The sequence below is a fragment of the Pseudoalteromonas sp. APAL1 genome (assembly GCF_021532475.1).
Taxonomy (GTDB): domain Bacteria; phylum Pseudomonadota; class Gammaproteobacteria; order Enterobacterales; family Alteromonadaceae; genus Pseudoalteromonas; species Pseudoalteromonas lipolytica_C.
Genome location: NZ_JAKGAW010000031.1, coordinates 1 through 23,886 on the forward strand (window position 1 = coordinate 1; position 23,886 = coordinate 23,886).

The 23,886-nt window shown below is 42.5% G+C and carries 24 protein-coding genes; 8 read left to right on the forward strand and 16 right to left on the reverse strand.

The window, feature by feature from the left end:
- Nucleotides 1-65: 65 nt before the first annotated feature.
- The 11 genes from purD to rsmD all read right to left on the reverse strand — a co-directional run bounded on the left by purD (nucleotide 66) and on the right by rsmD (nucleotide 11,926).
- Nucleotides 66-1,352, reverse strand: a complete 1,287-nt coding sequence (gene purD / locus L1264_RS14695; RefSeq protein ID WP_235404170.1) for a phosphoribosylamine--glycine ligase — start codon at nucleotides 1,350-1,352, stop codon at nucleotides 66-68.
- Nucleotides 1,353-1,367: 15 nt separating this feature from the next.
- Nucleotides 1,368-2,189: a class I SAM-dependent methyltransferase gene (locus tag L1264_RS14700; protein WP_135926107.1), complete on the reverse strand. Its 822-nt coding sequence runs from the start codon at nucleotides 2,187-2,189 to the stop codon at nucleotides 1,368-1,370.
- Nucleotides 2,190-2,291: 102 nt separating this feature from the next.
- A complete protein-coding gene (purH, locus tag L1264_RS14705) occupies nucleotides 2,292-3,878 on the reverse strand; it encodes a bifunctional phosphoribosylaminoimidazolecarboxamide formyltransferase/IMP cyclohydrolase (RefSeq protein WP_199527372.1) in 1,587 nt (528 codons plus the stop codon).
- 234 nt (nucleotides 3,879-4,112) lie between these two features.
- A complete protein-coding gene (gene fis / locus L1264_RS14710; RefSeq protein WP_002957804.1) occupies nucleotides 4,113-4,403 on the reverse strand; it encodes a DNA-binding transcriptional regulator Fis in 291 nt (96 codons plus the stop codon).
- A gap of 21 nt (nucleotides 4,404-4,424) precedes the next feature.
- Complete coding sequence (dusB, locus tag L1264_RS14715) at nucleotides 4,425-5,396, reverse strand: tRNA dihydrouridine synthase DusB (RefSeq protein ID WP_171040393.1); 972 nt, start codon at nucleotides 5,394-5,396, stop codon at nucleotides 4,425-4,427.
- A gap of 269 nt (nucleotides 5,397-5,665) precedes the next feature.
- Nucleotides 5,666-6,547: a 50S ribosomal protein L11 methyltransferase gene (prmA, locus tag L1264_RS14720; RefSeq protein WP_135926104.1), complete on the reverse strand. Its 882-nt coding sequence runs from the start codon at nucleotides 6,545-6,547 to the stop codon at nucleotides 5,666-5,668.
- A 64-nt stretch (nucleotides 6,548-6,611) separates the two neighbouring features.
- Nucleotides 6,612-8,468 carry an RNA polymerase sigma factor RpoD gene (gene rpoD / locus L1264_RS14725; RefSeq protein WP_135926103.1) on the reverse strand — a complete coding sequence of 619 codons (1,857 nt, stop codon included), beginning with the start codon at nucleotides 8,466-8,468 and terminating at the stop codon, nucleotides 6,612-6,614.
- A 123-nt stretch (nucleotides 8,469-8,591) separates the two neighbouring features.
- Entirely contained in the window at nucleotides 8,592-10,343 is a 1,752-nt protein-coding gene (gene dnaG / locus L1264_RS14730) for a DNA primase (RefSeq protein ID WP_135926102.1), read from the reverse strand.
- A 136-nt stretch (nucleotides 10,344-10,479) separates the two neighbouring features.
- The gene (locus tag L1264_RS14735; protein ID WP_062568695.1) at nucleotides 10,480-10,926 is read right to left on the reverse strand and encodes a GatB/YqeY domain-containing protein; all 447 of its coding nucleotides are present in this window, start codon (nucleotides 10,924-10,926) and stop codon (nucleotides 10,480-10,482) included.
- A 21-nt stretch (nucleotides 10,927-10,947) separates the two neighbouring features.
- Nucleotides 10,948-11,163 carry a 30S ribosomal protein S21 gene (gene rpsU / locus L1264_RS14740; protein WP_002957797.1) on the reverse strand — a complete coding sequence of 72 codons (216 nt, stop codon included), beginning with the start codon at nucleotides 11,161-11,163 and terminating at the stop codon, nucleotides 10,948-10,950.
- Between the two features lie 145 nt (nucleotides 11,164-11,308).
- Nucleotides 11,309-11,926, reverse strand: coding sequence for a 16S rRNA (guanine(966)-N(2))-methyltransferase RsmD (gene rsmD, locus L1264_RS14745; protein WP_199527374.1), 618 nt, complete (start codon nucleotides 11,924-11,926; stop codon nucleotides 11,309-11,311).
- A 210-nt stretch (nucleotides 11,927-12,136) separates the two neighbouring features.
- Between rsmD and ftsY the strand changes: the two genes are divergently transcribed.
- From ftsY to glsB, 5 genes are all read left to right on the forward strand, one after another.
- Nucleotides 12,137-14,368 (forward strand): signal recognition particle-docking protein FtsY, encoded by a 2,232-nt coding sequence (gene ftsY / locus L1264_RS14750; RefSeq protein ID WP_199527375.1) that lies wholly within the window; start codon nucleotides 12,137-12,139, stop codon nucleotides 14,366-14,368.
- A 54-nt stretch (nucleotides 14,369-14,422) separates the two neighbouring features.
- The gene (gene ftsE / locus L1264_RS14755; RefSeq protein ID WP_135926099.1) at nucleotides 14,423-15,100 is read left to right on the forward strand and encodes a cell division ATP-binding protein FtsE; all 678 of its coding nucleotides are present in this window, start codon (nucleotides 14,423-14,425) and stop codon (nucleotides 15,098-15,100) included.
- On the forward strand, nucleotides 15,097-16,083 hold the full coding sequence (gene ftsX, locus L1264_RS14760) for a permease-like cell division protein FtsX (RefSeq protein ID WP_135926098.1): 987 nt from the start codon (nucleotides 15,097-15,099) through the stop codon (nucleotides 16,081-16,083). The genes ftsE and ftsX overlap by 4 nt, the downstream gene beginning before the upstream one ends.
- 279 nt (nucleotides 16,084-16,362) lie before the next feature.
- Nucleotides 16,363-17,226 carry an RNA polymerase sigma factor RpoH gene (rpoH, locus tag L1264_RS14765; RefSeq protein ID WP_054551048.1) on the forward strand — a complete coding sequence of 288 codons (864 nt, stop codon included), beginning with the start codon at nucleotides 16,363-16,365 and terminating at the stop codon, nucleotides 17,224-17,226.
- Nucleotides 17,227-17,305: 79 nt separating this feature from the next.
- The gene (glsB, locus tag L1264_RS14770; RefSeq protein ID WP_199527376.1) at nucleotides 17,306-18,226 is read left to right on the forward strand and encodes a glutaminase B; all 921 of its coding nucleotides are present in this window, start codon (nucleotides 17,306-17,308) and stop codon (nucleotides 18,224-18,226) included.
- A 6-nt stretch (nucleotides 18,227-18,232) separates the two neighbouring features.
- On the opposite strand, the gene L1264_RS14775 is transcribed toward glsB, so the two are convergent.
- Nucleotides 18,233-19,537: an inosine/guanosine kinase gene (locus tag L1264_RS14775; protein WP_135926096.1), complete on the reverse strand. Its 1,305-nt coding sequence runs from the start codon at nucleotides 19,535-19,537 to the stop codon at nucleotides 18,233-18,235.
- Nucleotides 19,538-19,717: 180 nt separating this feature from the next.
- On the opposite strand from L1264_RS14775, the gene tadA reads away from it, so the two are divergent.
- Nucleotides 19,718-20,215, forward strand: coding sequence for a tRNA adenosine(34) deaminase TadA (gene tadA, locus L1264_RS14780; protein ID WP_135926095.1), 498 nt, complete (start codon nucleotides 19,718-19,720; stop codon nucleotides 20,213-20,215).
- Here the strand turns inward: tadA and L1264_RS14785 are convergent, their stop codons facing one another.
- The 4 genes from L1264_RS14785 to L1264_RS14800 all read right to left on the reverse strand — a co-directional run bounded on the left by L1264_RS14785 (nucleotide 20,216) and on the right by L1264_RS14800 (nucleotide 22,291).
- Complete coding sequence (locus L1264_RS14785; protein ID WP_167658517.1) at nucleotides 20,216-20,386, reverse strand: hypothetical protein; 171 nt, start codon at nucleotides 20,384-20,386, stop codon at nucleotides 20,216-20,218.
- Nucleotides 20,387-20,768: 382 nt separating this feature from the next.
- Nucleotides 20,769-21,215 (reverse strand): flavodoxin, encoded by a 447-nt coding sequence (locus L1264_RS14790; RefSeq protein WP_130051870.1) that lies wholly within the window; start codon nucleotides 21,213-21,215, stop codon nucleotides 20,769-20,771.
- Nucleotides 21,202-21,975 (reverse strand): tRNA pseudouridine(65) synthase TruC, encoded by a 774-nt coding sequence (truC, locus tag L1264_RS14795; protein WP_199527380.1) that lies wholly within the window; start codon nucleotides 21,973-21,975, stop codon nucleotides 21,202-21,204. Before truC ends, L1264_RS14790 begins: the two co-directional genes overlap by 14 nt.
- Nucleotide 21,976: 1 nt before the next feature.
- Entirely contained in the window at nucleotides 21,977-22,291 is a 315-nt protein-coding gene (locus L1264_RS14800) for a YqcC family protein (RefSeq protein ID WP_199527381.1), read from the reverse strand.
- Nucleotides 22,292-22,417: 126 nt separating this feature from the next.
- On the opposite strand from L1264_RS14800, the gene L1264_RS14805 reads away from it, so the two are divergent.
- Both L1264_RS14805 and L1264_RS14810 read left to right on the forward strand, forming a co-directional pair.
- Nucleotides 22,418-23,446 (forward strand): DUF3549 family protein, encoded by a 1,029-nt coding sequence (locus L1264_RS14805; RefSeq protein WP_135925456.1) that lies wholly within the window; start codon nucleotides 22,418-22,420, stop codon nucleotides 23,444-23,446.
- Nucleotides 23,447-23,746 (forward strand): DUF3301 domain-containing protein, encoded by a 300-nt coding sequence (locus L1264_RS14810; protein ID WP_063706982.1) that lies wholly within the window; start codon nucleotides 23,447-23,449, stop codon nucleotides 23,744-23,746.
- Nucleotides 23,747-23,886 lie beyond the last annotated feature (140 nt).

The following is a 23,886-nucleotide window of genomic DNA, read 5'->3' on the forward strand; positions in this document are numbered from 1 at the left end:
TAATAGTGTAGCATTAAAAAAGCGCAGATAAACTGCGCTTTTAAGAGAAATAAGTTTTAACTTACTTACTTTTGTTCGCGAGCAATAGCGCGGTAAGCGATATCAGTTCGATATTCCATGCCTTCCCAGCTGATTTGATCAACGAGTTTATAGGCACGTTGTTGCGCTTCAGTTACAGTGTTACCAAGTGCCGTTGCACAAAGCACACGACCACCAGCCGTTACTACGTTATCACCGTCTTGCTTAGTACCTGCGTGGAATACTTTCTCACCTTCAGGGTAATTAACTTGCAAGCCGTTGATAGTGTCACCTTTCGGGTAGCTATCAGGGTAGCCTTTAGCTGCTAATACAACACCTACTGCTGCGCGCGGGTCGAACTCGATATCTGTTTTATCTAGCTCTTCACGGTTAGCTGCTTCGATTAGCTCAACAAGGTCAGACTTAAGACGAAGCATCATAGGCTGTGTTTCTGGGTCACCAAAACGACAGTTGTATTCAATCACTTTTGGCGTGCCATCAGCGGTGATCATTAAACCTGCATATAAGAAACCAGTGTATGGGTGGCCTTCTTTTGCCATACCTTCAACCGTTGGGTTGATCACTTCGTTCATAATACGTTGGTGAATTTCATCAGTTACTACTGGTGCCGGTGAGTATGCGCCCATGCCGCCAGTATTCGGACCTTGGTCACCATTGTAAGCGCGCTTGTGGTCTTGGCTGGTTGCAAATGGCAGTACGTTTTTGCCATCAACCATGACGATGAAAGAGGCTTCTTCACCTTCTAAGAACTCTTCGATAACTACACGGCTACCCGCTTCACCGAAGCTGTTGCCTGCTAGCATATCGCGAATAGCTTCTTCAGCTTCAAGCTCAGTCATCGCAACGATAACGCCTTTACCTGCTGCTAAGCCGTCAGCTTTAACAACAATTGGCGCACCTTTTTCTTTCAGGTAAGCAAGCGCAGGTTCGATTTGTTCAAACGTTTGGTAATCAGCTGTTGGAATATCGTGGCGTGCTAAGAAGTCTTTGGTGAACGACTTAGAGCCTTCTAACTGTGCTGCACCAGCCGTTGGGCCGAAGATAGCCAGACCGTTTTCACGGAATGTATCAACGACACCTAAAACCAGCGGTACTTCAGGGCCAACAATGGTTAATTCAACGTTGTTTTCTTTTGCAAAAGTAACTAAACCAGCTAGGTCTTCAACATTGATAGCTACGTTTTCAAGTTTTGGCTCAAGTGCAGTACCAGCATTACCTGGAGCGACGAAAACGGTGTTTACTTTACTATTTTGTGCAGCCTTAAACGCAAGAGCGTGTTCGCGGCCGCCACTGCCGATGACAAGTACATTCATGGCGTATAATCCTATTTAAAGCGGTTTTTTAAACTTCAGCGTCATACGATCACTTTCACCAATCGCTTTATACTTCGCGGCATCTTGCTCGCCTAAACGAAGGCTTGGTGGTAGTGTCCACACCCCTTTAGGGTGATCTGCTGTATCAAGAGGGTTTGCATTAATGTCACTGCTTGCCACTAGTTCAAAGCCAGCTTGTTTTGCAATATCAATTACATAGCTTTGCTTCATATAACCTGATGATTTCTGATCTTCATCGCTGCGCGACTCAGGAAGGCGGTGTTCAACTACGCCTAATGTGCCGCCCGGCTTAAGGGCTTTGTAAAATGCTTTAAATGCACTCAACGCGCCTTCTTTATCTTTACCCATGTACCAGTTATGAACATTTCTAAAGGTTAAAACAAGATCTGCGCTACCCGCTGGTGCAATATCAAGATGTGTTACTGGCGCAAATTCAGTCAGTTTAACTTCACTGAAGCGCGCGTCTTCGCTCATCTTTTTCTTAAAGCCAGCTAATGAACGTTGGTAATAACCTACTTCAGAATCTGCTGGGAAATGTGCCGCGTAGTAAACCCCATGGCCTTTTACAGCTGGCGCAAGGATTTCGCTGTACCAACCACCGCCTGGTGCAATTTCAACGACTGTCATATTTGGCTTAAAGCCAAAGAAATCAAGTGTTTCAACTGGGTGGCGGTATTGATCGCGTGCGCTATTTTTAGCATCACGTTCGCTTGATTGTACAGCACTTGTAAGCGCTGATTCATGGCTGTGGCTTAAAGCCTGTGCTGATGTTAGTGCAAGGCCTGCAACTAGCAGTGTTTTTACGGCAAATTTCATCATCTATTCCTTCATTATATGGGTCATTATTATTAGTAATCAGAATACGTGAATTTGTGGCAAACAAAAAGGGCTAAACTTTTCGCTTAACCCTTTGTGTTATTAGTGACGGAAATGGCGCATACCTGTAAATACCATTGCCATACCAGCTTCATCAGCTGCAGCGATAACTTCCTCATCGCGCATTGAACCACCTGGTTGAATAACTGCTGTGATGCCAGCCTCTGCTGCTGCATCAATGCCGTCACGGAATGGGAAGAATGCATCAGATGCCATAACAGAACCTTTCACTTCAAGGTTTTCGTCAGCGGCTTTGATACCTGCAATTTTCGCCGAGTAAACACGGCTCATTTGGCCTGCACCAACACCGATAGTCATACCGTCACGTGCATACACAATCGCGTTAGACTTAACGAATTTAGCGACTTTCCAGCAGAATAATAAATCTTTTAATTCTTGCTCAGTTGGTTGACGCTTAGATACAACTTTAAGATCGCTCTGCGTTACCATACCTAAGTCGCGGTCTTGAACCAAGATACCGCCATTAACACGTTTAATGTCGTGACCTGTTGCATTACCAGACCATTCACCACATTCTAATAAACGTACGTTTTGTTTTGCAGAAACGATCTGTGCAGCTGCTTCAGATACTTTAGGTGCAATGATAACTTCAACGAATTGACGAGCAACAATTGCTTCAGCTGTGTCTGCATCAAGCTCTTTGTTGAATGCGATGATGCCACCAAATGCTGATGTAGGGTCAGTTTTGAATGCACGATCATAGGCTTCAAGAATGTTGTCACCAATTGACACACCACAAGGGTTCGCATGTTTTACGATAACACACGCTGGTACGTCGAATTCTTTTACACACTCTAATGCTGCGTCAGTATCAGCAATGTTGTTGTAAGAAAGTGCTTTACCTTGCAGTTGAACTGCAGTCGCAACAGATGCTTCAGTTAAGTCGTTTTCAACATAAAAAGCAGCGTCTTGGTGTGAGTTCTCACCGTAGCGCATATCTTGCTTCTTAGTGAACTGCATGTTGATAGTGCGTGGGAACTTAGTCTCTTCAGCAGCTTCCTCTGTGTAGTCAGGAACCATTTTGCCGAAGTAGTTTGCAATCATGCCATCGTACTGAGCTGTGTGCTCGTAAGCAGCAATAGCTAGATCAAAACGTGTTTTATACGTTGTAGAACCGTTGTTGTTTTGCATTTCGCTGATTACACGGTCGTAATCTTTTGCATTTACAACGATAGTCACATCTTTATGGTTTTTCGCCGCAGCGCGAACCATAGTAGGACCACCAATATCAATGTTTTCAATTGCATCTTCTAGGCTGCAGTCTTCTTTCGCAACAGTGTTTGCGAAGGGGTATAAGTTAACTACAACGATATCGATAGCAGAGATGTTGTGATCCTCCATTACGTCTTCATCTTGACCGCGACGCGCTAGGATGCCGCCGTGAATTTTTGGATGAAGTGTTTTTACGCGACCATCCATGATCTCAGGGTGACCAGTATGGTCAGATACTTCAGTGACTTTAATGCCGTTATCAGCAAGTAATTTGCAAGTACCGCCAGTTGATAAAATATCTACGCCTTGAGCTTCAAGAGCGCGAGCAAATTCAACGATACCGGTTTTATCTGACACACTTAATAGTGCGCGACGAATTGGACGATGTGTATCCATTGTAGTTTTGATTACCTCAATGTTTGAGCTAGCTTAGAAAGGCGGTATTTTAACTGAATATTGCTGAGAAAACGATGTTTAAAGCGTGAGGATTTTGCATAGTTTTTAACAGCAATAAAAAAAGCACCCTAAGGTGCTTTTTATTCAAAACTTTTATACCAGTTGTAATGGGGGAGTAAGCGTTTATTAGCACAATGAATATGCAGGCTTACTATCAGTCCATTAAGACGGGTATCAGTTCATGCCGTATTTTTTAAGCTTTTTACGTAAAGTACCACGGTTGATACCTAGTAAGATTGCTGCACGAGTTTGGTTACCACGCGTGTACGTCATTACTTCTTCAAGTAATGGTGCTTCTAGCTCAGAAAGAACAAGGTCGTACACGTCTTGAACGTCTTGACCATTAAGTTGCTTTAAGTAGTGATGAACAGCTTTTTTCACTGCATCACGCAACGGCTGTGGTTTCTCGTGTGACTGTACATGAGGGTTTGTGATAAATGGAGAAGTCACGTTTTGTTCGAACATCGTTATATGTCTCTTTCTTTCTTAGTTAGCTGCTAGTGTTTTAAAGTATTCTTCTAATGCGTCGACTTGTGCCTGTGGGTTATCTAACGCATTAAATACTCGCCTAAACTGACCGTCACTGTCATGGGTTTGCAAATACCAAGATACATGCTTTCGAGCGATACGCGCTCCCATTGGCTCCCCGTAAAACTGATGAAGATTGTCTAGATGCTCCATCAAAATGCTACGCACCTCTGCAATTTCAGGTGCTGGCAAATGTTCTCCAGTTCGCAAATAGTGGTCTATCTCCCTGAATATCCAAGGGCGACCTTGGGCGGCTCGACCAATCATAATGGCATCTGCACCCGTATAATCCAAAACCTGCTTTGCTTTTTCTGGTGAAGTAATATCACCATTGGCAACCACAGGGATAGACACTGAACGTTTAATATCCTTAATTGTGGCGTACTCAGCTTCACCTTTATACATACATGCGCGTGTACGCCCATGTACAGCCAATGATGCTATGCCATAACGTTCAGCGATTCTCGCAATCTCGACACCATTACGGTTTTCCTGATCCCATCCGGTACGGATTTTTAATGTGACAGGAACATCTACGGCATTGACTACCGCATCAAGTATCTCTTCCACTAATTCAGGAAACTGTAATAAGGCAGAGCCTGCAAGTTTCTTATTCACTTTTTTAGCTGGGCACCCCATATTGATATCTATGATCTGTGCGCCATTGCTGACATTGAATTGTGCTGCCTGCGCCATAAGCTCAGGATCGGCTCCGGCGATTTGCACCGAGCGAATTCCCGACTCACCGCTGTGATCCATACGGTTCATCGATTTTTCGGTTTTCCATACTTTCGGGTTTGACGAGAGCATTTCAGAAACAGCAAGGCCAGCACCTAAGCGACGGCAAAGTTGTCTAAATGGTCTGTCTGTAATGCCTGCCATTGGCGCGACAATTACGTTGTTCTCAAGTTGGTATGAACCGATACGCACGTTATTCAATTGGCCTCTTTTCAAGGGGCGCTAAGTTTACGGTTTTTTTTGCAAAAATCAAAGGCTATAAATTGAACAAAAGTGACTTTTTTTTGCCCTTTTCGTATTGACTTTTGATAACAGTTTGACGAGTAGGTTGATTTGTTTGTTATTTGAACAAAAATAATTTTGCTTGTACAAAGGCGAGAAACTGCAGACTGTAAAAATAAGGTAAAGCCTGTTAAATACTGGCTTTACCTATTAGCTTAGAGTTAATGCTCTAGAGAGGGTTAAGCCTTCTTCGTGCCACTAACTCGGGTCCATTCACCTTCAATAGCAATCTCATCAAGTGCTAAAAACGGGGCATAAACGTCCGCTACAGACTGAGCTTGCTCTTCTAAAATACCTGACATAGCAATTTTACCATTCGGTTTTAAAAGACCTAAGATCACTTCATGTAGTTCGCGAAGAGGCTGAGCTAAAATATTTGCAACGACTATATCGGCAGTAAACTCTGGTTGATCCTCTGGTAAATAGACTTCAAGTTTATCTGCGACACCGTTACGCTGTGCATTATCACGGCTTGCTTCAAGTGCTTGAGGATCAATATCGATGCCGATCATACGCTCAGCGCCAAGTTTGATCGCGGCTATTCCTAAAATACCCGATCCACAACCAAAATCGACCACAGTTTTACCTGTTAAATCTTGGCTTTCAAGCCATTTTAGGCAAAGCGCTGTGGTTGCGTGGGTGCCTGTACCAAAGGCAAGGCCTGGGTCGAGTAATACATTAACAGCATTAGGATCGGGAATATCACGCCAGCTTGGACAGATCCATAAGCGCTCACCAAATTGGATTGGGTGGAAATTATCCATCCATTCACGTTCCCAATCTTTATCTTCAAGCTGTTCTATTTTATAAACGAGCTTATCGGCAAGGGTTGCTTCAGCTTTTAGAGTTTCTACCACGCTGTCCATGTCATGGTTAGCGTCATAAAGACCAATTACAGTCGTATCGGCCCATAGTTGAACAGTGCCAAGCTTAGGTTCATAAATAGGGGTATCTTTGGCGTCAACATAAGTTACTGACGCGCTGCCAGTGTCCATTAATAAGTCGCTGATTAATTCTGCGTTGTCAGCGTTTGCATTGATGCGAATTTGGATCCAAGCCATGAATATCTCTCGAATAGAAAAAAGGCCGCAACAGCGGCCTTTTAGTTAATAATGCGATACTAAGTTACTTAGCATCTAAGAAGCTTTTCAGTAAGTCTGAGCGAGAAGGGTGACGTAATTTACGTAACGCTTTCGCTTCGATTTGACGAATACGCTCACGTGTTACGTCAAACTGTTTACCTACTTCTTCTAATGTATGGTCAGTGTTCATATCGATACCAAAACGCATACGTAGTACTTTAGCTTCACGTGCTGTTAAGCCCGCTAGTACATCGTTTGTTGCGCCACGTAATGATTCCATTGTTGCAGAATCAATAGGCGAATCGATTGTGGTATCTTCAATGAAGTCACCTAAGTGCGAATCTTCATCATCACCGATTGGTGTTTCCATCGAAATTGGCTCTTTCGCGATTTTAAGTACCTTACGGATCTTATCTTCAGGCATTAACATACGCTCAGCTAATTCTTCTGGGCTCGGCTCACGACCCATCTCTTGCAGCATTTGACGAGAGATACGATTTAGTTTGTTGATCGTCTCAATCATGTGCACAGGGATACGGATGGTACGTGCTTGGTCAGCAATCGAACGTGTAATTGCTTGACGGATCCACCATGTTGCATAAGTTGAGAACTTATAACCACGGCGGTATTCGAACTTATCAACCGCTTTCATTAGACCAATGTTACCCTCTTGGATAAGGTCTAAGAATTGTAAACCACGGTTGGTGTATTTTTTCGCAATCGAGATTACAAGACGTAAGTTCGCTTCAACCATTTCTTTTTTCGCTCGGCGAGCTTTCGCTTCACCAATACTCATACGACGGTTGATGTCTTTAATTCGCTCGATACTTAAACCCGTGCTTTCTTCAATTGCACGTAACTTGCTAATGCAACGGATGATTTCTGGTTTAACTTCTTCAAGTGCAACCGAGTATTTCTCGTTTGCAGCGATTTCAAGGTCAATCCAGCTAGTATCTGTTTCGTTGTTAGCAAAATGCTTAATGAAGTTCTTTTTCGGTAACTTCGCAATTTGTACAGCTTGTTTCATGATGATACGTTCTTGTACACGAACGCGGTCCATCATTTCACGCATGTTGTTTACCATGCGGTCAAACTGTTTAGGAACTAACTTAAAGGTTTTAAATAGTTCGCCAATTTCTGCAATAGCTGCTTGTGAATCTGGGTGAGCACGGCCTTTTGCTTCAAACGTATCACGTGCTTTGTTGTAAAGCTCACGTAAGTTTTCGAAGTGAATACGTGCTTCTTCAGGATCTGGACCTGTATCACCATCGCTATCATCATCGCTATCGTCATCGTCGTCTTCATCGTCAGCTTCGTCGTCTTCGTCGTCAAGCTGCTCTTCGTTTAGCTCTGAACCGATGTGTGTAGCAGAAATTTGTGATTCGTCTTCATTATTAGGATCAAAGAAACCAGAGATAATGTCGCTTAAACGCATTTCTTCGGCTTCAAACTTATCCCATTGCTCTAGTAGATAAGTAATTGCTTCTGGGTATTCAGCAACAGAAATCTGAACTTGGTTGATACCTTCTTCAATACGCTTAGCGATAACAATTTCGCCTTCACGTGTAAGGAGTTCAACAGTACCCATTTCACGCATGTACATGCGTACAGGGTCGGTTGTTCGACCGATCTCTTTTTCTACAGTCGCAAGTGCAGCGGCCGCGGCTTCTGCTGCGTCTTCGTCTGTCGTTGTTTCTTGCATCATTAATTCATCAGCATCAGGCGCATTTTCGCTAACCTTGATACCCATGTCATTAATCATGCTAATGATATCTTCTACCTGATCTGAGTCGATAATGTCTTGTGGAAGGTGATCATTAACTTCTGCAAAAGTTAAATAACCTTGCTCTTTACCTTTTTGAATCAGAAGCTTTAATTGTGACTGAGGAGTTGGATCCATAGAGATTTATTCTTCCACTCTGAAAGTTGATACAACAGGCGCCAGCTCGCTTACTAAATAAGCGACACGAAAACTAACTAGACGCAGTGAATAGCACAGTATAACAGAATTATTCAGTTCTGACTAGCTGTTGCTACCTTTTAACGCTTGTGTTAGTAACAGACATTCTAGCCTTTCTTCGCTGCTTAAGCCTTGGGTCTTGTCTTTTATTAATAGGGTCTCTAGTCGATAATTTAAACACTGGTCTTCAATAAATTTAAAAGTATTTTTAAAAACTGTCTCTAAACGATCGTCATTTATTTGGTGCTGCCAAGTCGCTAATTTAATCAACGCATCGTACTCTTGGCTACCTCGGAACGATTCTAAAATTTGTGCCGTGGTGATACCTTGTCGTTCAAGCGCTAAGTGCTGAATGCGTAAAAATAACTCAATACCGGCAATTTTCATTTCAGCAAGTTCTGGCATATAAGCAATGCTTGTCGCGAGATTTGGATGCTGCAATAAAATTCCGATAGCTTGGCGCATTGGCGTTATTTTAAATTTACGCTCAATAGCATGCTGTTGCTTTGGAGTCTTAACACGGTTGTTTAATTGTTCTCTTGTTCGACCAATTAAACGGCCTAAATGTTCCAAAATATTTTCTTGATAAAAATCACTTGGGATTTTTTCAATTAATGGTAAAGCATCACTAAGTAGCTTTGCTTTACCTGCATCTTGAGTTAGGTCAACTTCTTGGCTGAGCTTATTAAATAATACTTTACTAAAGTCGTCGGCATCGCTCAATCTTGCTTCAAAGGCATCTTTACCTTCTTTTTGTACCAGTGAATCTGGGTCTTCACCGTCAGGTAAAAATACAAATTTTAATGATTTACCATCGCCAAGATAAGGTAGTGCATTCTCAAGTGCACGCCATGCTGCATCACGACCAGCACGGTCACCATCGTAACAACAAATCACTTTATCTGTGGTTCTAAATAAAGTGTGCATATGTTCTGCGGTTGTTGCTGTACCAAGGGCTGCAACGGCATATTCGATACCTTGCTCAGCCAAAGCAACCACATCCATATAACCTTCAACAATCAAAATATGGTCAAGTTTTTTATGTGCTTGTTTTGCTTCGTATAAACCATAAAGTTCAAAGCCTTTATGGAAGATACGTGTTTCTGGTGAGTTGAGGTATTTAGGCCCTTGATCGGCTTGCATGACTCGGCCACCAAAGGCGATAACCCGACCGCGTTTATCGCGAATAGGAAACATGAGTCGATCACGGAAAAAGTCAAATTGGCGACCAGGCGACTTTTCAGAAGCAAGCTTCAGCTCTACTAACTGCTCTTTTTGTTCTTTGTTACGGCCTAGTTGCTGGCATAACGCCTCCCATTCACTAGGCGCATAACCAATCATGAATTTTTTCGCTGTTTCACCGCTTAAACCACGCCCTTTGATATAGTCGATGACCATTTTAGAATTAGCATGATGCTTTAATTGATGTTGATAAAAGCGAGCAGCGTGTAACATTAAATCGTAATCAGAGCGCTTTTGTTCTGCAGTGCGTTGAGGACCTGAGCTGCCACCTTGTTCACGAGGCACGTCTAAGTTGAGCATACTCGCTAGCTCTTCAATGGCATCAACAAATTCTAGTTTGTCGTATTCCATAACAAACGAAATAGCATTACCATTAGCGCCACAACCAAAGCAGTGATAAAACTGTTTATCCTGGGAGACAGTAAAAGAAGGGGTCTTCTCGTTATGAAAAGGACAACATGCTTGGTAGTCTTTTCCCGCTTTTTTTAAGCCAACTTTTGAATCAATTAGCTCCACAATATCTGTACGAGCGAGTAAATCATCAATAAATTGTCTAGGGATTTTTCCGGCCATAGCTGTTGTTTTTTCCTGCGCTATCTATGCGTTTTAAAATAAGATTTGAACACAAATACGGTGTTTATGAAAGACTAAAAGCAAGAAACCGAGCACTAGGCTCGGTTTGCTTGAATCATACATCTGTATGTGGGGGTTAGGCAGTTAATCGTTGCTTGATTAAGCCAGAAATCTTACCTAAATCGGCACGACCTTCAGCTTTGCTTTTGATAACTCCCATTACCTTACCCATGTCTTGCATACCCGCTGCATTTGTATCAGCAATAGCCGAGTCAATAAGAGCAATGATTTCTTCTTCACTCAATTGTTGAGGCAAGAATTCTTCAAGTGCTTTAATCTCATTGGCTTCAATTTCAGCTAAATCTTCACGACCCGCATCAATGTACTGGGTGTAAGAATCGCGACGTTGTTTTACAAGCTTTACTAAGACAGCGGTGATACCGTCGTCATCAAGTGTAATTTGCTCGTCAATTTCACGTTGCTTGATTGCTGCAAGTACCATGCGGATTGGCTTAAGACGTTCTTTGTCTTTTGCCTTCATCGCATCTTTTTGCGCATCTTTTAGCGTTAATAAAAGGCTCATTTATACAAGACCAAATACTGATTAGTATAATTTAACGCGACGTGCGTTATCGCGAGAAAGCTTCTTCATGTGACGCTTTACTGCAGCAGCTTTTTTACGCTTACGCTCAGCTGTTGGTTTTTCATAGTGCTCGCGACGACGAACTTCTGAAAGGATACCTGCTTTTTCACATGAACGCTTGAAGCGACGAAGTGCTACGTCAAACGGTTCGTTCTCTCTTACTTTAATTACTGGCATTAAAAATTCACCTACCTAAATAATGAGCGTTGCTCAAGTTGATCGAATAACGATCAAGTGGTTCAAAAATGGTGCGGTATTGTAATCCGAAGCAACACCACATGTAAAGGATAATATTAACAGAATCTGAGTCGGCAAAACAGTGCTAATTTGTTTCGCGTTGATACAATCTACAAATGACTTGGCCTGCAGTTTTTTCTTTTAAAAGCAGCCAGTTATCAGGAGTGTCTAAATTACTAAGCTCACTTTCAACCTCTACATAGATAAGAGCTTGCTCAGTTAACCAGTGATTTGATTCGAGCAAAAAACAACTTTTTTCGGCTAAATTCTGACGGAATGGTGGGTCAACAAAAACCAAATCAAATTTATCGTTCTCAGCATTATTATTTAAGAGTGTTAGGCTGTCCCCATGCTTTACTGTGGCATTTTTAAGTTGCAAAGTAGCGATATTGCTATTCAACTGCGCCGTTGCGCTTTTGTCGAGTTCGAAAAATACCGCGCTGGCTGCAAAACGAGAAAGTGCCTCAAAACCAAGCCCTCCAGAGCCGGCAAAGCAATCGAGTACGGCTGCGTCACGTGTATCTTGCATTAGCCAGTTAAATACAGTCTCTTTAATACGATCTGTGGTCGGACGTAAGCCCTGCACATCTTTTACGGGAAGTTTTCTGCCACGGAATTGACCACTAATGATACGAATAAAGCCATTGGCTGTTTTATTGTTAGCGGCTTTAACTGGGCGTTTAGCTGTTGATTTTTTTCTCATTTAACTCACTAATCATTGGTAACTGACCACTTGCTCAGATAATATTGTAAGCAATGGCTAGCGTGTCATTTTTCTAAAGCGCTAAAAGTGTTAGTATTGCGACCCTAGCGATAGATGGTATCCGTTTTAGTTTGGCTAAATTAGCTGGACTACCACCAAACTATTATTCATGTAAGTTTATCAGATTTTTATAAGTGGTTATTAGCAAGTATGGCAAAAAAAAGTAAATTCTTGTCTTGGTTTGGTTTTGGCAAATCAGAAAAACAAAAAGCAGAGCAAACAGCGACTGAGGCTGATAACCAGAAGCAATTAGAAGAACAACAGCGCATCGCTGCTGAAAAAGCAGAAGCTGAACGCTTAGAACAAGAGCGCATCGCTGCTGAAAAGGCTGAGGCTGAACGTTTAGAGCAAGAGCGTATTGCTGCCGAAAAGGCTGAGGCTGAACGTTTAGAGCAAGAGCGTATTGCTGCCGAAAAGGCCGAGGCGGAACGCTTAGAACAAGAGCGCATCGCTGCTGAAAAAGCAGAGGCTGAACGTTTAGAGCAAGAGCGCATCGCTGCTGAAAAAGCAGAGGCGGAACGTTTAGCTCAAGAGCAGCAAGCGGCAGAACAACAACGCCAAGAACAACAAGCTCGTCTTGCTGAGCAAGAAGCAGCAATGAAATTAGAGCAAGAACGTGCTGCAGCAGAACAGGCGCAGCGTGAAGCTGAGCAACTCGCAGCAGAAAAACGCGATGCTGAACGTTTAGAGCAAGAGCGCATTGCTGCTGAAAAAGTACAAGCAGAGCGTTTAGAGCAAGAGCGTATTGCTGCCGAAAAAGCACAAGCTGAACGTTTAGAGCAAGAGCGCATCGCTGCTGAAAAAGCACAAGCAGAGCGTTTAGAGCAAGAGCGTATTGCTGCCGAAAAGGCAGAGGCGGAGCGCTTAGAACAACAGCGTATCGCTGCCGAAAAGGCAGAGGCGGAGCGCCTAGAACAAGAACGTATAGCTGCCGAAAAGGCTGAGGCAGAACGCTTAGAACAAGAGCGTTCTGCTGCCGAAAAGGCTGAGGCTGAACGTTTAGAACAAGAGCGTGTTGCTGCCGAAAAGGCAGAGGCGGAGCGCTTAGAACAACAGCGCATCGCTGCTGAAAAGGCAGAGGCTGAACTTTTAGAGCAAGAGCGTATTGCTGCCGAAAAGGCTGAGGCAGAACGCTTAGAACAAGAGCGTGTTGCTGCCGAAAAGGCAGAGGCGGAGCGCCTAGAACAAGAACGTATAGCTGCCGAAAAAGCACAAGCAGAGCGTTTAGAACAAGAGCGTATCGCTGCCGAAAAGGCAGAGGCGGAACGTTTAGAACAACAACGAATTGCTGCAGAACAAGCAGAGGCGGAACGTTTAGAACAACAACGAATTGCTGCAGAACAAGCAGAGGCGGAACGTTTAGAACAACAACGAATCGCTGAAGAACAAGCAGAGGCGGAACGTTTAGAGAAAGAAAAAGCTGCTCAAGCTGCGGCTGAAAAACCAAAGAAAGAAGGTTTCTTCGCACGCCTTAAAAAAGGCCTATTAAAAACTCGCGTTAATATAGGTTCAGGCTTTGCGTCTATTTTTAGTGGTAAGAAAATAGATGATGAGTTATTTGAAGAACTAGAAACACAATTACTGACTGCTGATTTAGGTGTTGATACAACAATGAAGTTGATTGATAACCTAACTGATGCAGCAGACCGAAAGCAATTAAAAGACGGTGATGCGCTTTACGAGCTGATGAAGCAAGAAATGGCAAGCATGCTCAAAACGGCTGAGCAGCCGCTGGTTATTCCTAGTGACAAAAAACCATTTGTTATCTTAATGGTAGGTGTAAATGGTGTTGGTAAAACCACCACAATTGGTAAATTAGCTAAGCAGTTCCAAAACGAAGGTAAGTCAGTGATGCTTGCAGCTGGTGATACTTTCCGAGCTGCAGCGGTTGAGCAGCTACAAGTGTGGGGCGAGCGTAATAGCATTCCGGTTATTGCCCAGCACACAGGTGCAGACAGTGCGTCAGTGGTATTTGATGCATTTCAAGCTGCAAAAGCACGTAACATTGATGTGTTAATCGCCGATACAGCAGGGCGCTTGCAAAATAAAGACAACTTAATGCAAGAGCTTGAAAAAATTGCTCGTGTAATGAAAAAAATCGACCCAGATGCGCCACATGAAGTCATGTTAACTATTGATGCTGGCACAGGGCAAAATGCAATTAGCCAAGTTAAACTATTTAATGAATGTGTTGGTTTAACTGGGATCACCTTATCTAAGCTTGATGGTACAGCTAAAGGTGGTGTGATCTTCGCTGTTGCAGATAAATTTAATATTCCAATTCGTTACATTGGTGTTGGTGAGAGTATTGATGATTTACGTACATTTAATAGTAATGACTTCATTGATGCACTATTCAGCCAAGATGAGGACGATGCATAATTAATTAAAAGGGAGCGTGCTCCCTTTTTCGCTGCAAGATGATTGATAATTAAAATGATAAATTTTCAGCAAGTCAGTAAAACATATCCAGGTGGCCACCGTGCCCTTGAGAAAGTTAGTTTTCATATAAAGCCTGGCGAGTTAGCCTTTTTAACGGGTCACAGTGGCGCAGGTAAAAGTACTTTGCTAAAGCTCATAAGTTTGATGGAGCGACCATCGGCAGGGCAGGTACTTATTAATGGTGTAGACTTAAACGCTGTTAAATCGCGGCAAATACCTTATGTGCGCCGCGATATAGGGATCATCTTTCAGAATCACCGCTTATTAGAACGTTACTCTGTGTTTGATAATGTTGCTTTGCCTTTAATAATCGAAGGGACGCATCATAAACAAATTGCAAAACGAGTAAATGGTGCGCTTGATAAAGTGGGCTTACTTGATAAAGCCAAATGTAATCCTGCGACACTATCGGGTGGTGAGCAACAACGTGTTGGTATAGCCAGAGCAATCGTCAACTCCCCCCCGATTCTACTTGCCGATGAGCCAACGGGTAACTTAGATCCTGAGCTTTCTATGGATATTCTGCGTTTGTTTGAAGATTTTAATAACCACGGTACTACAGTGCTTATTGCGACTCACGATATAGGTCTTATTGCACGCATGCGCTATCGCAGTTTAACGCTCAAAGATGGTCGTATGATTGAAGACCCGTTAGCTGAGGGGGCACTATGAGTTTATTATTTAAAAGCCGGCCTAGCCAAAATGAGCGCCAAAAAAAATCACTTTTAGCAGCGCCGTACTTCTTTATTCTTAACCTTATTCGTCAAGGTATTCACAGTTTGGGTGAAATGTGGCGAACGCCTCTTGCCTCGTTAATGACCATTGCGGTATTGGGGTTAAGTTTAACGCTCCCTGCGACACTTTATTTAGTAGTCAAAAATGTCTCACAAGTAAGCAGTGGCTTTGAAGATGCAGCAGAGATCTCATTGTTTGTTAAAGAAACTATGACAGAGCAACAAACGCAAACTTTAGTTAAGCGTTTAGCACTCTACCCAGAAGTTGATAAAGTGGAGTTTATCTCAAAAGGTGATGCCCTCACTGAATTCAAACAAGTATCAGGGTTTGGTCAAGCTCTTGAGTATTTAGACGCTAATCCGTTGCCAGATGTTGTGATTGTTACGCCTACAGCACGATACCGTCAGCCGAATACAGCCAAGCAATTACTGCAAAAGCTGGAAGCCGAAAGAGAAGTTGATTTTGGTAAGCTCGATATTGCTTGGCTTGAACGCTTAAATGCACTTTTAAGTTTATTAAAAGAAAGCGTTATTACCATTGCTCTACTACTATTAACTTCCGTCACTTTGATCATCGGTAACACTATCCGTTTATCAATTATGGATAAGAAAGATGAAATTCAAGTGATGAAATTAGTTGGCGCAACAAACACCTTTATTCATGCGCCATTTTTATGGACAGGGATTTGGTACGGCATTATTGGTGGTTTGTTCTCTTTTATTTGTGTTGCTTTAATGATGTGGTGGCTGGGAGCTGCGGTGAGTGAAGTGGCTGGCGTATATGAAACAAGCTTTGATTTAATCGGATTAACTTTGGCTGAGTTTGCTATTTTAGTTGCTCTTGCAACTGGATTAGGATTTGTTGGTTCTTACTTATCTGTAAACCGTTATATAAAAGAAATAGAACCTGATAAAGTTTAGCTAGTCGTATTGAGCGCTATAATTTTAGCGCTTTTTACTGTCGTTAATTTGTCATATTTAGCCGTTATGCTGTTTATTTAGGTTTTGAAGGGATACTCTATTTACCTTTCAAATCGCCTAAAAAGCTAGAATTCATCGCTTATTCAGCGCCTTAAAGTAAAATAAAATTATCTTAAAAAAACCACTTGATTTGAACTTTAAAAAAGTTTTTAATTCAAGTTAGCACTCTCGCTTAAAGAGTGCTAAGATGGTTTCAAATGTTTATCACTGAGGTGAAAAATGAGTAAAGATTTATACGCAATGGCACTTACTGCAGGTCAACAGAGCGCAAGTATGGACGGCTACCTTCAAGCGGTTAGCACTATTCCTATGCTTGATGCAGAGAAAGAAAAGCAGTTGGCGACACGTCTTCAGGAAGAAGGTGATCTTGAAGCTGCGAAGCAACTCATTATGTCGCATCTACGCTTTGTTGCTCATATTGCGAAAAGCTATTCAGGTTATGGCTTACCGCAAGCTGATTTAATTCAGGAAGGTAACATCGGTCTGATGAAAGCGGTAAAACGTTTCGACCCAAGTGTAGGTGTTCGCTTAGTCTCATTCGCAGTACATTGGATTAAAGCTGAAATTCATGAGTACGTACTGAAAAACTGGCGTATCGTGAAAGTTGCAACAACAAAAGCGCAACGTAAATTATTCTTCAACCTACGTAAAAACAAAAAGCGTTTAGGTTGGTTTAACCAAGCTGAGGTTAGCACTGTTGCTAATGAGCTAGGTGTAAGCGAAAAAGAAGTACGTGAGATGGAATCACGTATGAGTGGCCAAGATATGGGCTTTGACTTAACGGGCGACGACAATGACGACGCACCGACAAGCACATACTCGCCAGTACAATATTTAACAGATGGCAGTGCTGACCTTGCTGACGATATCGAAGAGCAGCAATGGCAAGAGCAATCTCATGCTCGTTTATTCAGTGCGTTAAAAACCCTTGATGAACGCTCACAAGACATCGTAAGTGCACGTTGGTTAGCTGATGACAAAGCAACACTGCAAGAACTTGCTGAGAAATATAACGTTTCAGCAGAGCGTGTTCGCCAGCTAGAAAAAACAGCGATGAAAAAACTGCAATCAGCAATGAGCTAATAGCAATCGCTATAGCAAACCATCTTTAGTAGACTACAAAGCCTCGCAAATGCGGGGCTTTTTGTTTTAAGGACGCGGTATGTCACAGATTGATTATCAACATGTATTAGATGAAATCACAAAAGAAGTTCAGCCATTACTGAGTCAAGGTAAGGTTGCTGATTATATCCCTGCACTTGCAGAGGTTGAGCCAAACCAGTTCGCTATTGCGATTCATACCGTGGATGGGAAAACCTACTGTGCGGGTGATTGTGGTGCACGTTTTACTATTCAATCTGTTTCTAAAGTAATGACCTTAACCTTAGCACTTCAGCGTTATGGTGATGAGCTGTGGCAACGAGTCGGAAAAGAGCCTTCAGGTACTGCCTTTAACTCACTAACACAGCTTGAATTTGAACAGGGTATACCACGCAACCCATTTATTAACGCCGGTGCTATTGTCACCTGTGATGCTTTATATAGTCGTTTATCAGCACCGATGCATTCAATGCTTGAGTCATTTCGTCAGTTATCAGGGAATCCTCAGGTTGTTATAGATAAGAAAGTGGCAAATTCTGAATATGAATTTCGTCACCGTAATGCCGCCATGGCGCATTTAATGAAATCATTTGGCAACTTTAATAATGAGGTTGATGATGTGTTATGGGCCTACTTTAACTTCTGTGCCATTGAACTTAACTGCGTAGAATTAGCAAAAGCTTACAATTACTTAGCGAATCAAGGTAAAGATGCCAGCGGCAATAAAGTGCTCAGCGCCAGACAAAATAAGCAGTTAAACTCGTTACTGTTTACCAGTGGTTTGTACGATGCTGCGGGAGATTTTGGCTACCGTGTTGGTATGCCGGGTAAATCAGGGGTATCGGGTACTATATTAGCTGTGTTACCGAATCAATTTACTGTGGCTGTTTGGGCGCCAAGGCTTAATTCGTATGGTAACTCAGTAGCTGGGATAGCCGCTCTTGAGCGTTTATCCCAGAAACTGGATATTTCGATTTTCTAAAAGCGGTTACTGATCCCAGTAAACTTGCTCTAAACAATCTTCACGTTCAGGTAAACCACGCGATAAACGTGGAGAGTGCTGAACAAGTACTTCATAACTTGCACGGTTAGCGTATTTACTAATTTGTGCAAGTGATGAGTAAGTCATTGCAGGTTGCTGATGCTTCGCTGAGTTTGCCACATTAAGTTTGTGGTAAACGTTTGCTGATAAGTCATGTAATACCGCAGCAAGAGCGCAATCGCCTGCACCATTGGTGTTTTTAATGCTGTCTGGGCCACCCATAAATGGTGCTGTGTGGCTATAAGCACGAATAGGGTTTTGGCAATCGTCTTTACGCATTGCGCGCGAAAATTCATAGCGGTTAAAGTCAGCAATCGCACCCGGTAATAGTGGATATTCAGTTTCACGCTTGAATGAATCGTCTACATAACCTGCCATAAATAAGCCTTTTTCGCCGGCAGTGCAAATAACTAAGTCTGTCCAGTCTAGCGCTTTGTCGGCAGCCAGAAGTGGGTCTTCAAAGCCAGTAATAGCAAGCCCTTCTTCTTCGTTCATCGCAAGAATATCAACATGTTCTTTAACGAAATCAGCCCACCAGGTAGGGTCTTGTTCAATTAAGAACTTAGTTCCAAGGGTTAAAACCACAGGTACGCCTGCATCATTGGCATATTTTACTGCCTGCATGGTGGCTTCTGTCATGGTTTCATCACCTTGCGTACGCATTAGGTATGCGCTGATCACCAGTGCTGAAGAGTTCTCAATAAGTTCTTGATCGATAGATTCAGGGCGAAGATGATTCATAAGTCCAGCGCTGATCGCAAAGGTACGTTCACCTGTTTCGTCAATCAAGGTAAAGCAGCGACCAATTGGGCCGTCTACAGGCTGAAGATAATCAAGATCAACACGGCTAGAGGTATTACATAAAAAGCGGTATGCATAGCTACCAATTTTTATGTTTTCACTCATGACCCCTAATAACACTGAACGGTCGTCAGCTAGTGTTGAGTAGTTGTGCATGGTGTTACCTACTGTACCGCCGGCAAACTCATAGTCGATCATGTTGTCGAGTTTCAGTCTGTCGTATAACGCATTGGTAATATCGCTATCGATTACTTGCGACATGCCACGGCGCAATTGAAATTCATCTAGGAAAGCTTGATCAACTTTCGCTTCAATATCCACCACAATTTGGTCGATACCCGTAATATAACTACGTTGTAGTCGTTCGGTTGAGTTAAGTTGATTCGTCAGTGGATCTTTGGCTTCCACCGGAAAATAATGTTTATGCCTGCGGCGTCCAGGAAATTTCATTTGCTACCCGTGTTGTAAGCTAAATAAAAAAAGCGCGAGATTATAGCGCAATATGAGGCTGTTGAGCCATGAAAAAGCCACTAAATTTTGCGTTAATTTTTAAGTGTAGCAGTATTTATTGCCGACATTTTTCACTAACTAGGTATAATTACTCACAGTTTTACAAGATTTGTGTGATATATGAGCGAACAATTTAGCGACCAGTATTGGATGGAAAAAGCATTGAGCTTTGCCAATGAAGCGGCAGCGATTAATGAAATTCCGGTGGGTGCTGTGCTCGTAAAAGACAATCAACTAATAGCTTTTGGCTATAACCGCTCAATTACCGATAACGACCCATCCGCTCACGCAGAAATGATGGCAATCCGCGAAGCAGGCAAAGTACTTAATAACTATCGCCTAATAGATTGCACCTTGTATGTAACCCTCGAGCCGTGTTCGATGTGTGCAGGACTATTGGTTCATAGCCGCATCAAGCGACTCGTATACGGTGCTAAAGATGCCAAGACGGGCTCTGCGGGTTCTATTATGAATCTATTACAAGAACCAAGGCTTAATCATCAAGTTGAAGTAACCGGTGAAGTTATGAGTGAGCAGTGTGGGGCGGTGATATCTAAGTTTTTTAAGCGTCGTAGAGAAGAGAAAAAGGCGGCTAAGCTGGCAGCTCGCAACGCCTAGTTATACAACCGGCGTTGCAGGAACTTGAGCTTCCATTAACTGCATCGCAAATAAGCGGCGACGCCAAATAACTTTTTTGTGTGTATTACGCAGCATGATACGACGGCGTGTCGCTGTTGAGTAAATAACATTACGCTTGAACTTATGTGTCTTGCGTCTTCTTTTTAACATGTGTGCTCCTTAAGTGAGAGAAAAGCATTATATACCCAAGCCACCTCAAGATGCGAGTTTCAGTTGGAATTAAAAGCGATTTAGGCAAGGCATTGATTGCAAGTAATAGTGGTTCTATTGTTAAAATCAATAACGCAGTATAAATCGCTTTTAAACCAACCCTTTGGGCGTTTCACAGGCACTTACTCTCATCGTTGTTACTTCTTAAAAGGGAATGCCATTCTTGCAAAGTAACGCCTTGATATTAAGTGCCTGTGAAACGCTGAATTCTGCATCTTGAGGTGGCTTGGGTATAATGATTCTGTACTCGAAAAACCAAGGGGAAAGTGCCAATTGCTTATTCAATCAGCACTTTTTAAGAGACACTAGCTAATAAGAGTCATTAACTAATTTTCGTCAGCCATTCATTTAACCATGGCTCAGTAACAGGCCAAGGCTCAAAATCTTCGCAGGCATCAATTTCTAAACGATGACCGACAGGTTTTGCCTGTAAATCGCGAAATAGCTCATCAAAGCTGCGACCTGCACCACAAAACGTATCGCCATAACTGCGGTCGCCCATAGCAATAATGCCGTATTGCTTACCTGTTAACATAGGGAATTGATCGTTTAATTGGCTATATAAAGCAACTAAGTTATCAGGAATATCACCCTGACCCGTTGTTGATGTGATCACCAAAATATGTGACGCAGCCAGCATGTCATCAACCGTGCCATTTTCAACTAATTGCGCTTGATGCTCTGACTTTTCAATAACTTCAATAACTTGTTCGCTTAAACGCTCAGCACCGCCGTAGACACTGCCGACAAAAATACTAATGGTTGCCATAATAATCCTTTTCTTCTGTTGGCCAGCCAAGTTGCTGGCAAATAGTTAACATTGCATCGCCTAATGGCGCTCTAATTGTTATTGGTTGCTTGCTATAAGGGTGCACAAACTTTAATTCAGAGGCAAATAACATTAAACGACGAAGCTGAAAATGCTCTCTAAAAAATTGATTATGCTGATTATCACCATGATTTACATCACCAATAATAGGCAATGATAAATGTTTTAAATGACGACGAATTTGATGTTTGCGGCCAGTTTTTGGAAAACACTCCACCAGCGAGTAACGAACTGTTGGGTACTTACCAATTGGAATAGGTAGGCTTGCTTGGTGCAGGCAATGAAATTGCGTTTGTGCTTCTTGCGGCGCTTTATCTTGATCAGCAAACTTATCGGCAATTTTATCAAGCTCTTCTTTTAAAGGTTTATCTAAGAAGATTGATTCGTTTAAAAAGCCTCTTACTAAAGCCAAGTAACGTTTTTCAATTTGCCCATCAATAAATATCTGGTTCATGTCACGGGCTGCTTCTGAGCTTAACGCAAACAATAATACGCCTGAGGTTGGTCTATCTAAACGATGTACAGGAAACACGTGTTGACCAATTTGGTCACGCAGCATTTGCATTGCAAATTGGGTTTCGTGTTTATCTAAGAACGAACGGTGAACCAATAAACCTGACGGTTTATCAATCGCGATGTAATTTTCATCGCGGTACAGAATCGTTAACTCGTCAAATTGTGGCTTAACAATCTCTTGCATGTTAGTTATCACTTAAAAGTTGATCGAGTTTTTGTAAAACGGTAATCACATCATTTCCGCCACTGTGTTGTGCCAGCATCATTTCAGCCATAGGCGCAATTGCAAAATTACGGGGTAAAGGCTGAGCATGTGCTACGAGGGCGTGCATTTTTTCAAGAAAAACAAATTGCAGCCATTGCTCAAAAGCCATAGTGTCGTGGCAAAACGGTACACTAGAATTGAGTGCACTTGGGTCAATCGGTGTTGTTTGCCATAGTGAATGGCGTTGTAATGTGGATTCTAATTCGCGCAGCAGCGCCAAAGTCTGTTGATGCATTGTAAAACTCTTAATACCTTTTTACTTAGGGAAGGTAAACAGACCCTAGTATACCCTGTTCCAAGGCGCCATGGTATGGCGTATAATTCGCGGCTGATATAGATTAATAACGGTAATTGAGATTTTATGACTGAGCAGATCGCCACACTAGGGCAACTTCTGGATGCAGCAGGTACCACTTGGCGTGCCTTCGATATTGGCAGACACATCACGAAATTAGACAAAAAACAATTTCTTGCCATTGAAGAAACAAAAATCCCTTACCCATACCCGCTTGCTGGTCATGCTTGGCTTGCTATTCAATTTTGGGATGTAAAAGCGTCTAAAGAACCTTATGTATGGTTTTTAAAATTCCCACTTGATGAGCAAAGCCGTCTTGTTAGCGCAAGCCGCGACCATTTCGCTAATATGGTTATTGAAGCACTTGGTACAGAAATTACCGGCGAAAATGCCGAAGGCAAACTTGATAACAACCCGTATGTATTTACGCCAAACGCTAACAAGCTAGCAGCATTTAATGCGCAGGTTAAATGTTTACTTAAGCAAAGTGCTTCACAGTATTACGAATATGCTCAGCTGTATTTTTCAGGCAAACTGGGTTTTGATAATTGGCAAAGTGTTGCAGTACAAGGTATTGCTGACTTTGCGATGCGTTTAGATAACGACACCAATTTAGCAAATCTACAAGCCGCTTGGGGGCAATTACCAGTCGAAGTATTACAGCCGCTGAGTGCAATGCTTGAGCATGTGGCAATCGAACCCGTATTTGCAGAGCAATTGTTAGCCTATGGTTTAAATGCGATAGAGCAAAAAGACGACATCGCCCTTGTTGCAGCTCTTAGAAGCTTATCAAAAACACCAGCGCAAGGTTTAACTGCGCAACTGGTTGATGCTGTATTGCGCTCTGATATGAACACCCAGTCGGATGTACTATTAACGATTGCAGGGCGTTGTTTTAGCACCCTTGAAGACCCAGAACGCTTACATGTGTTTATGGATTGCTGTGCGCACCATACTGAGATTGAACAACTGTTTGTGAGTATTTTCACCGATTTAGTTGCAATTCCTAGTATTCGCCCTCACCTACTAGGTTTATTAAGAAAAGAAAATCGAAGCGAAACACTCGCTCGCGCAATTGGAAGGTTATTCTCGTAAATGGCAGGCTTGTGGACACTCATCATCATTGGCAGCATCATCTACTTTTTTTGGTTAAACAGAAAAGTAGCCGAAGCAGCTAACCTTCATGCACAAAGACAAATTGAGCAATTGAATGTGCAATTGATGAGTGTTGCTTGCAATAAACGCAGAGTGGGTATTTTAAAAAGCGGTAAACCTGGTATTAAAAGCGAGTTTATTTTTGAGTTTTCAAGTGATGGGCAAAGCGTGTATCAAGGCGTTTTGATCATGGAAAATGAATTACTTAAAAGCGTAGTAATACCGCCGCACAAAATTTAAGTTGCGAGTTGCGAGTTGCGAGTTGCGAGTTGCGAGTTGCGAGTTGCGAGTTGCGAGTTGCGAGTTGCGAGTTTTACAAAGTAATTGTTGGTGCGAGAAGTACAACCCCCAGAAAGAACTAAGGCGTAGCTATTAGCCAC

Excerpts from the sequence above, each read along its gene's own strand:
- tadA (WP_135926095.1), top strand. The coding sequence starts at position 19,718 with ATGAGCGAACAATTTAGCGACCAGTATTGGATGGAAAAAGCATTGAGC.
- L1264_RS14800 (WP_199527381.1), bottom strand. The coding sequence starts at position 22,291 with ATGCATCAACAGACTTTGGCGCTGCTGCGCGAATTAGAATCCACATTA.
- L1264_RS14790 (WP_130051870.1), bottom strand. The coding sequence starts at position 21,215 with ATGGCAACCATTAGTATTTTTGTCGGCAGTGTCTACGGCGGTGCTGAG.
- truC (WP_199527380.1), bottom strand. The coding sequence starts at position 21,975 with ATGCAAGAGATTGTTAAGCCACAATTTGACGAGTTAACGATTCTGTAC.
- L1264_RS14735 (WP_062568695.1), bottom strand. The coding sequence starts at position 10,926 with ATGAGCCTTTTATTAACGCTAAAAGATGCGCAAAAAGATGCGATGAAG.
- fis (WP_002957804.1), bottom strand. The coding sequence starts at position 4,403 with ATGTTCGAACAAAACGTGACTTCTCCATTTATCACAAACCCTCATGTA.
- rpoD (WP_135926103.1), bottom strand. The coding sequence starts at position 8,468 with ATGGATCCAACTCCTCAGTCACAATTAAAGCTTCTGATTCAAAAAGGT.
- L1264_RS14700 (WP_135926107.1), bottom strand. The coding sequence starts at position 2,189 with ATGAAATTTGCCGTAAAAACACTGCTAGTTGCAGGCCTTGCACTAACA.
- dnaG (WP_135926102.1), bottom strand. The coding sequence starts at position 10,343 with ATGGCCGGAAAAATCCCTAGACAATTTATTGATGATTTACTCGCTCGT.
- rpsU (WP_002957797.1), bottom strand. The coding sequence starts at position 11,163 with ATGCCAGTAATTAAAGTAAGAGAGAACGAACCGTTTGACGTAGCACTT.
- L1264_RS14805 (WP_135925456.1), top strand. The coding sequence starts at position 22,418 with ATGACTGAGCAGATCGCCACACTAGGGCAACTTCTGGATGCAGCAGGT.
- ftsY (WP_199527375.1), top strand. The coding sequence starts at position 12,137 with ATGGCAAAAAAAAGTAAATTCTTGTCTTGGTTTGGTTTTGGCAAATCA.
- rsmD (WP_199527374.1), bottom strand. The coding sequence starts at position 11,926 with ATGAGAAAAAAATCAACAGCTAAACGCCCAGTTAAAGCCGCTAACAAT.
- purD (WP_235404170.1), bottom strand. The coding sequence starts at position 1,352 with ATGAATGTACTTGTCATCGGCAGTGGCGGCCGCGAACACGCTCTTGCG.
- L1264_RS14810 (WP_063706982.1), top strand. The coding sequence starts at position 23,447 with ATGGCAGGCTTGTGGACACTCATCATCATTGGCAGCATCATCTACTTT.
- ftsX (WP_135926098.1), top strand. The coding sequence starts at position 15,097 with ATGAGTTTATTATTTAAAAGCCGGCCTAGCCAAAATGAGCGCCAAAAA.
- ftsE (WP_135926099.1), top strand. The coding sequence starts at position 14,423 with ATGATAAATTTTCAGCAAGTCAGTAAAACATATCCAGGTGGCCACCGT.
- purH (WP_199527372.1), bottom strand. The coding sequence starts at position 3,878 with ATGGATACACATCGTCCAATTCGTCGCGCACTATTAAGTGTGTCAGAT.
- glsB (WP_199527376.1), top strand. The coding sequence starts at position 17,306 with ATGTCACAGATTGATTATCAACATGTATTAGATGAAATCACAAAAGAA.
- L1264_RS14785 (WP_167658517.1), bottom strand. The coding sequence starts at position 20,386 with ATGTTAAAAAGAAGACGCAAGACACATAAGTTCAAGCGTAATGTTATT.
- rpoH (WP_054551048.1), top strand. The coding sequence starts at position 16,363 with ATGAGTAAAGATTTATACGCAATGGCACTTACTGCAGGTCAACAGAGC.
- L1264_RS14775 (WP_135926096.1), bottom strand. The coding sequence starts at position 19,537 with ATGAAATTTCCTGGACGCCGCAGGCATAAACATTATTTTCCGGTGGAA.
- prmA (WP_135926104.1), bottom strand. The coding sequence starts at position 6,547 with ATGGCTTGGATCCAAATTCGCATCAATGCAAACGCTGACAACGCAGAA.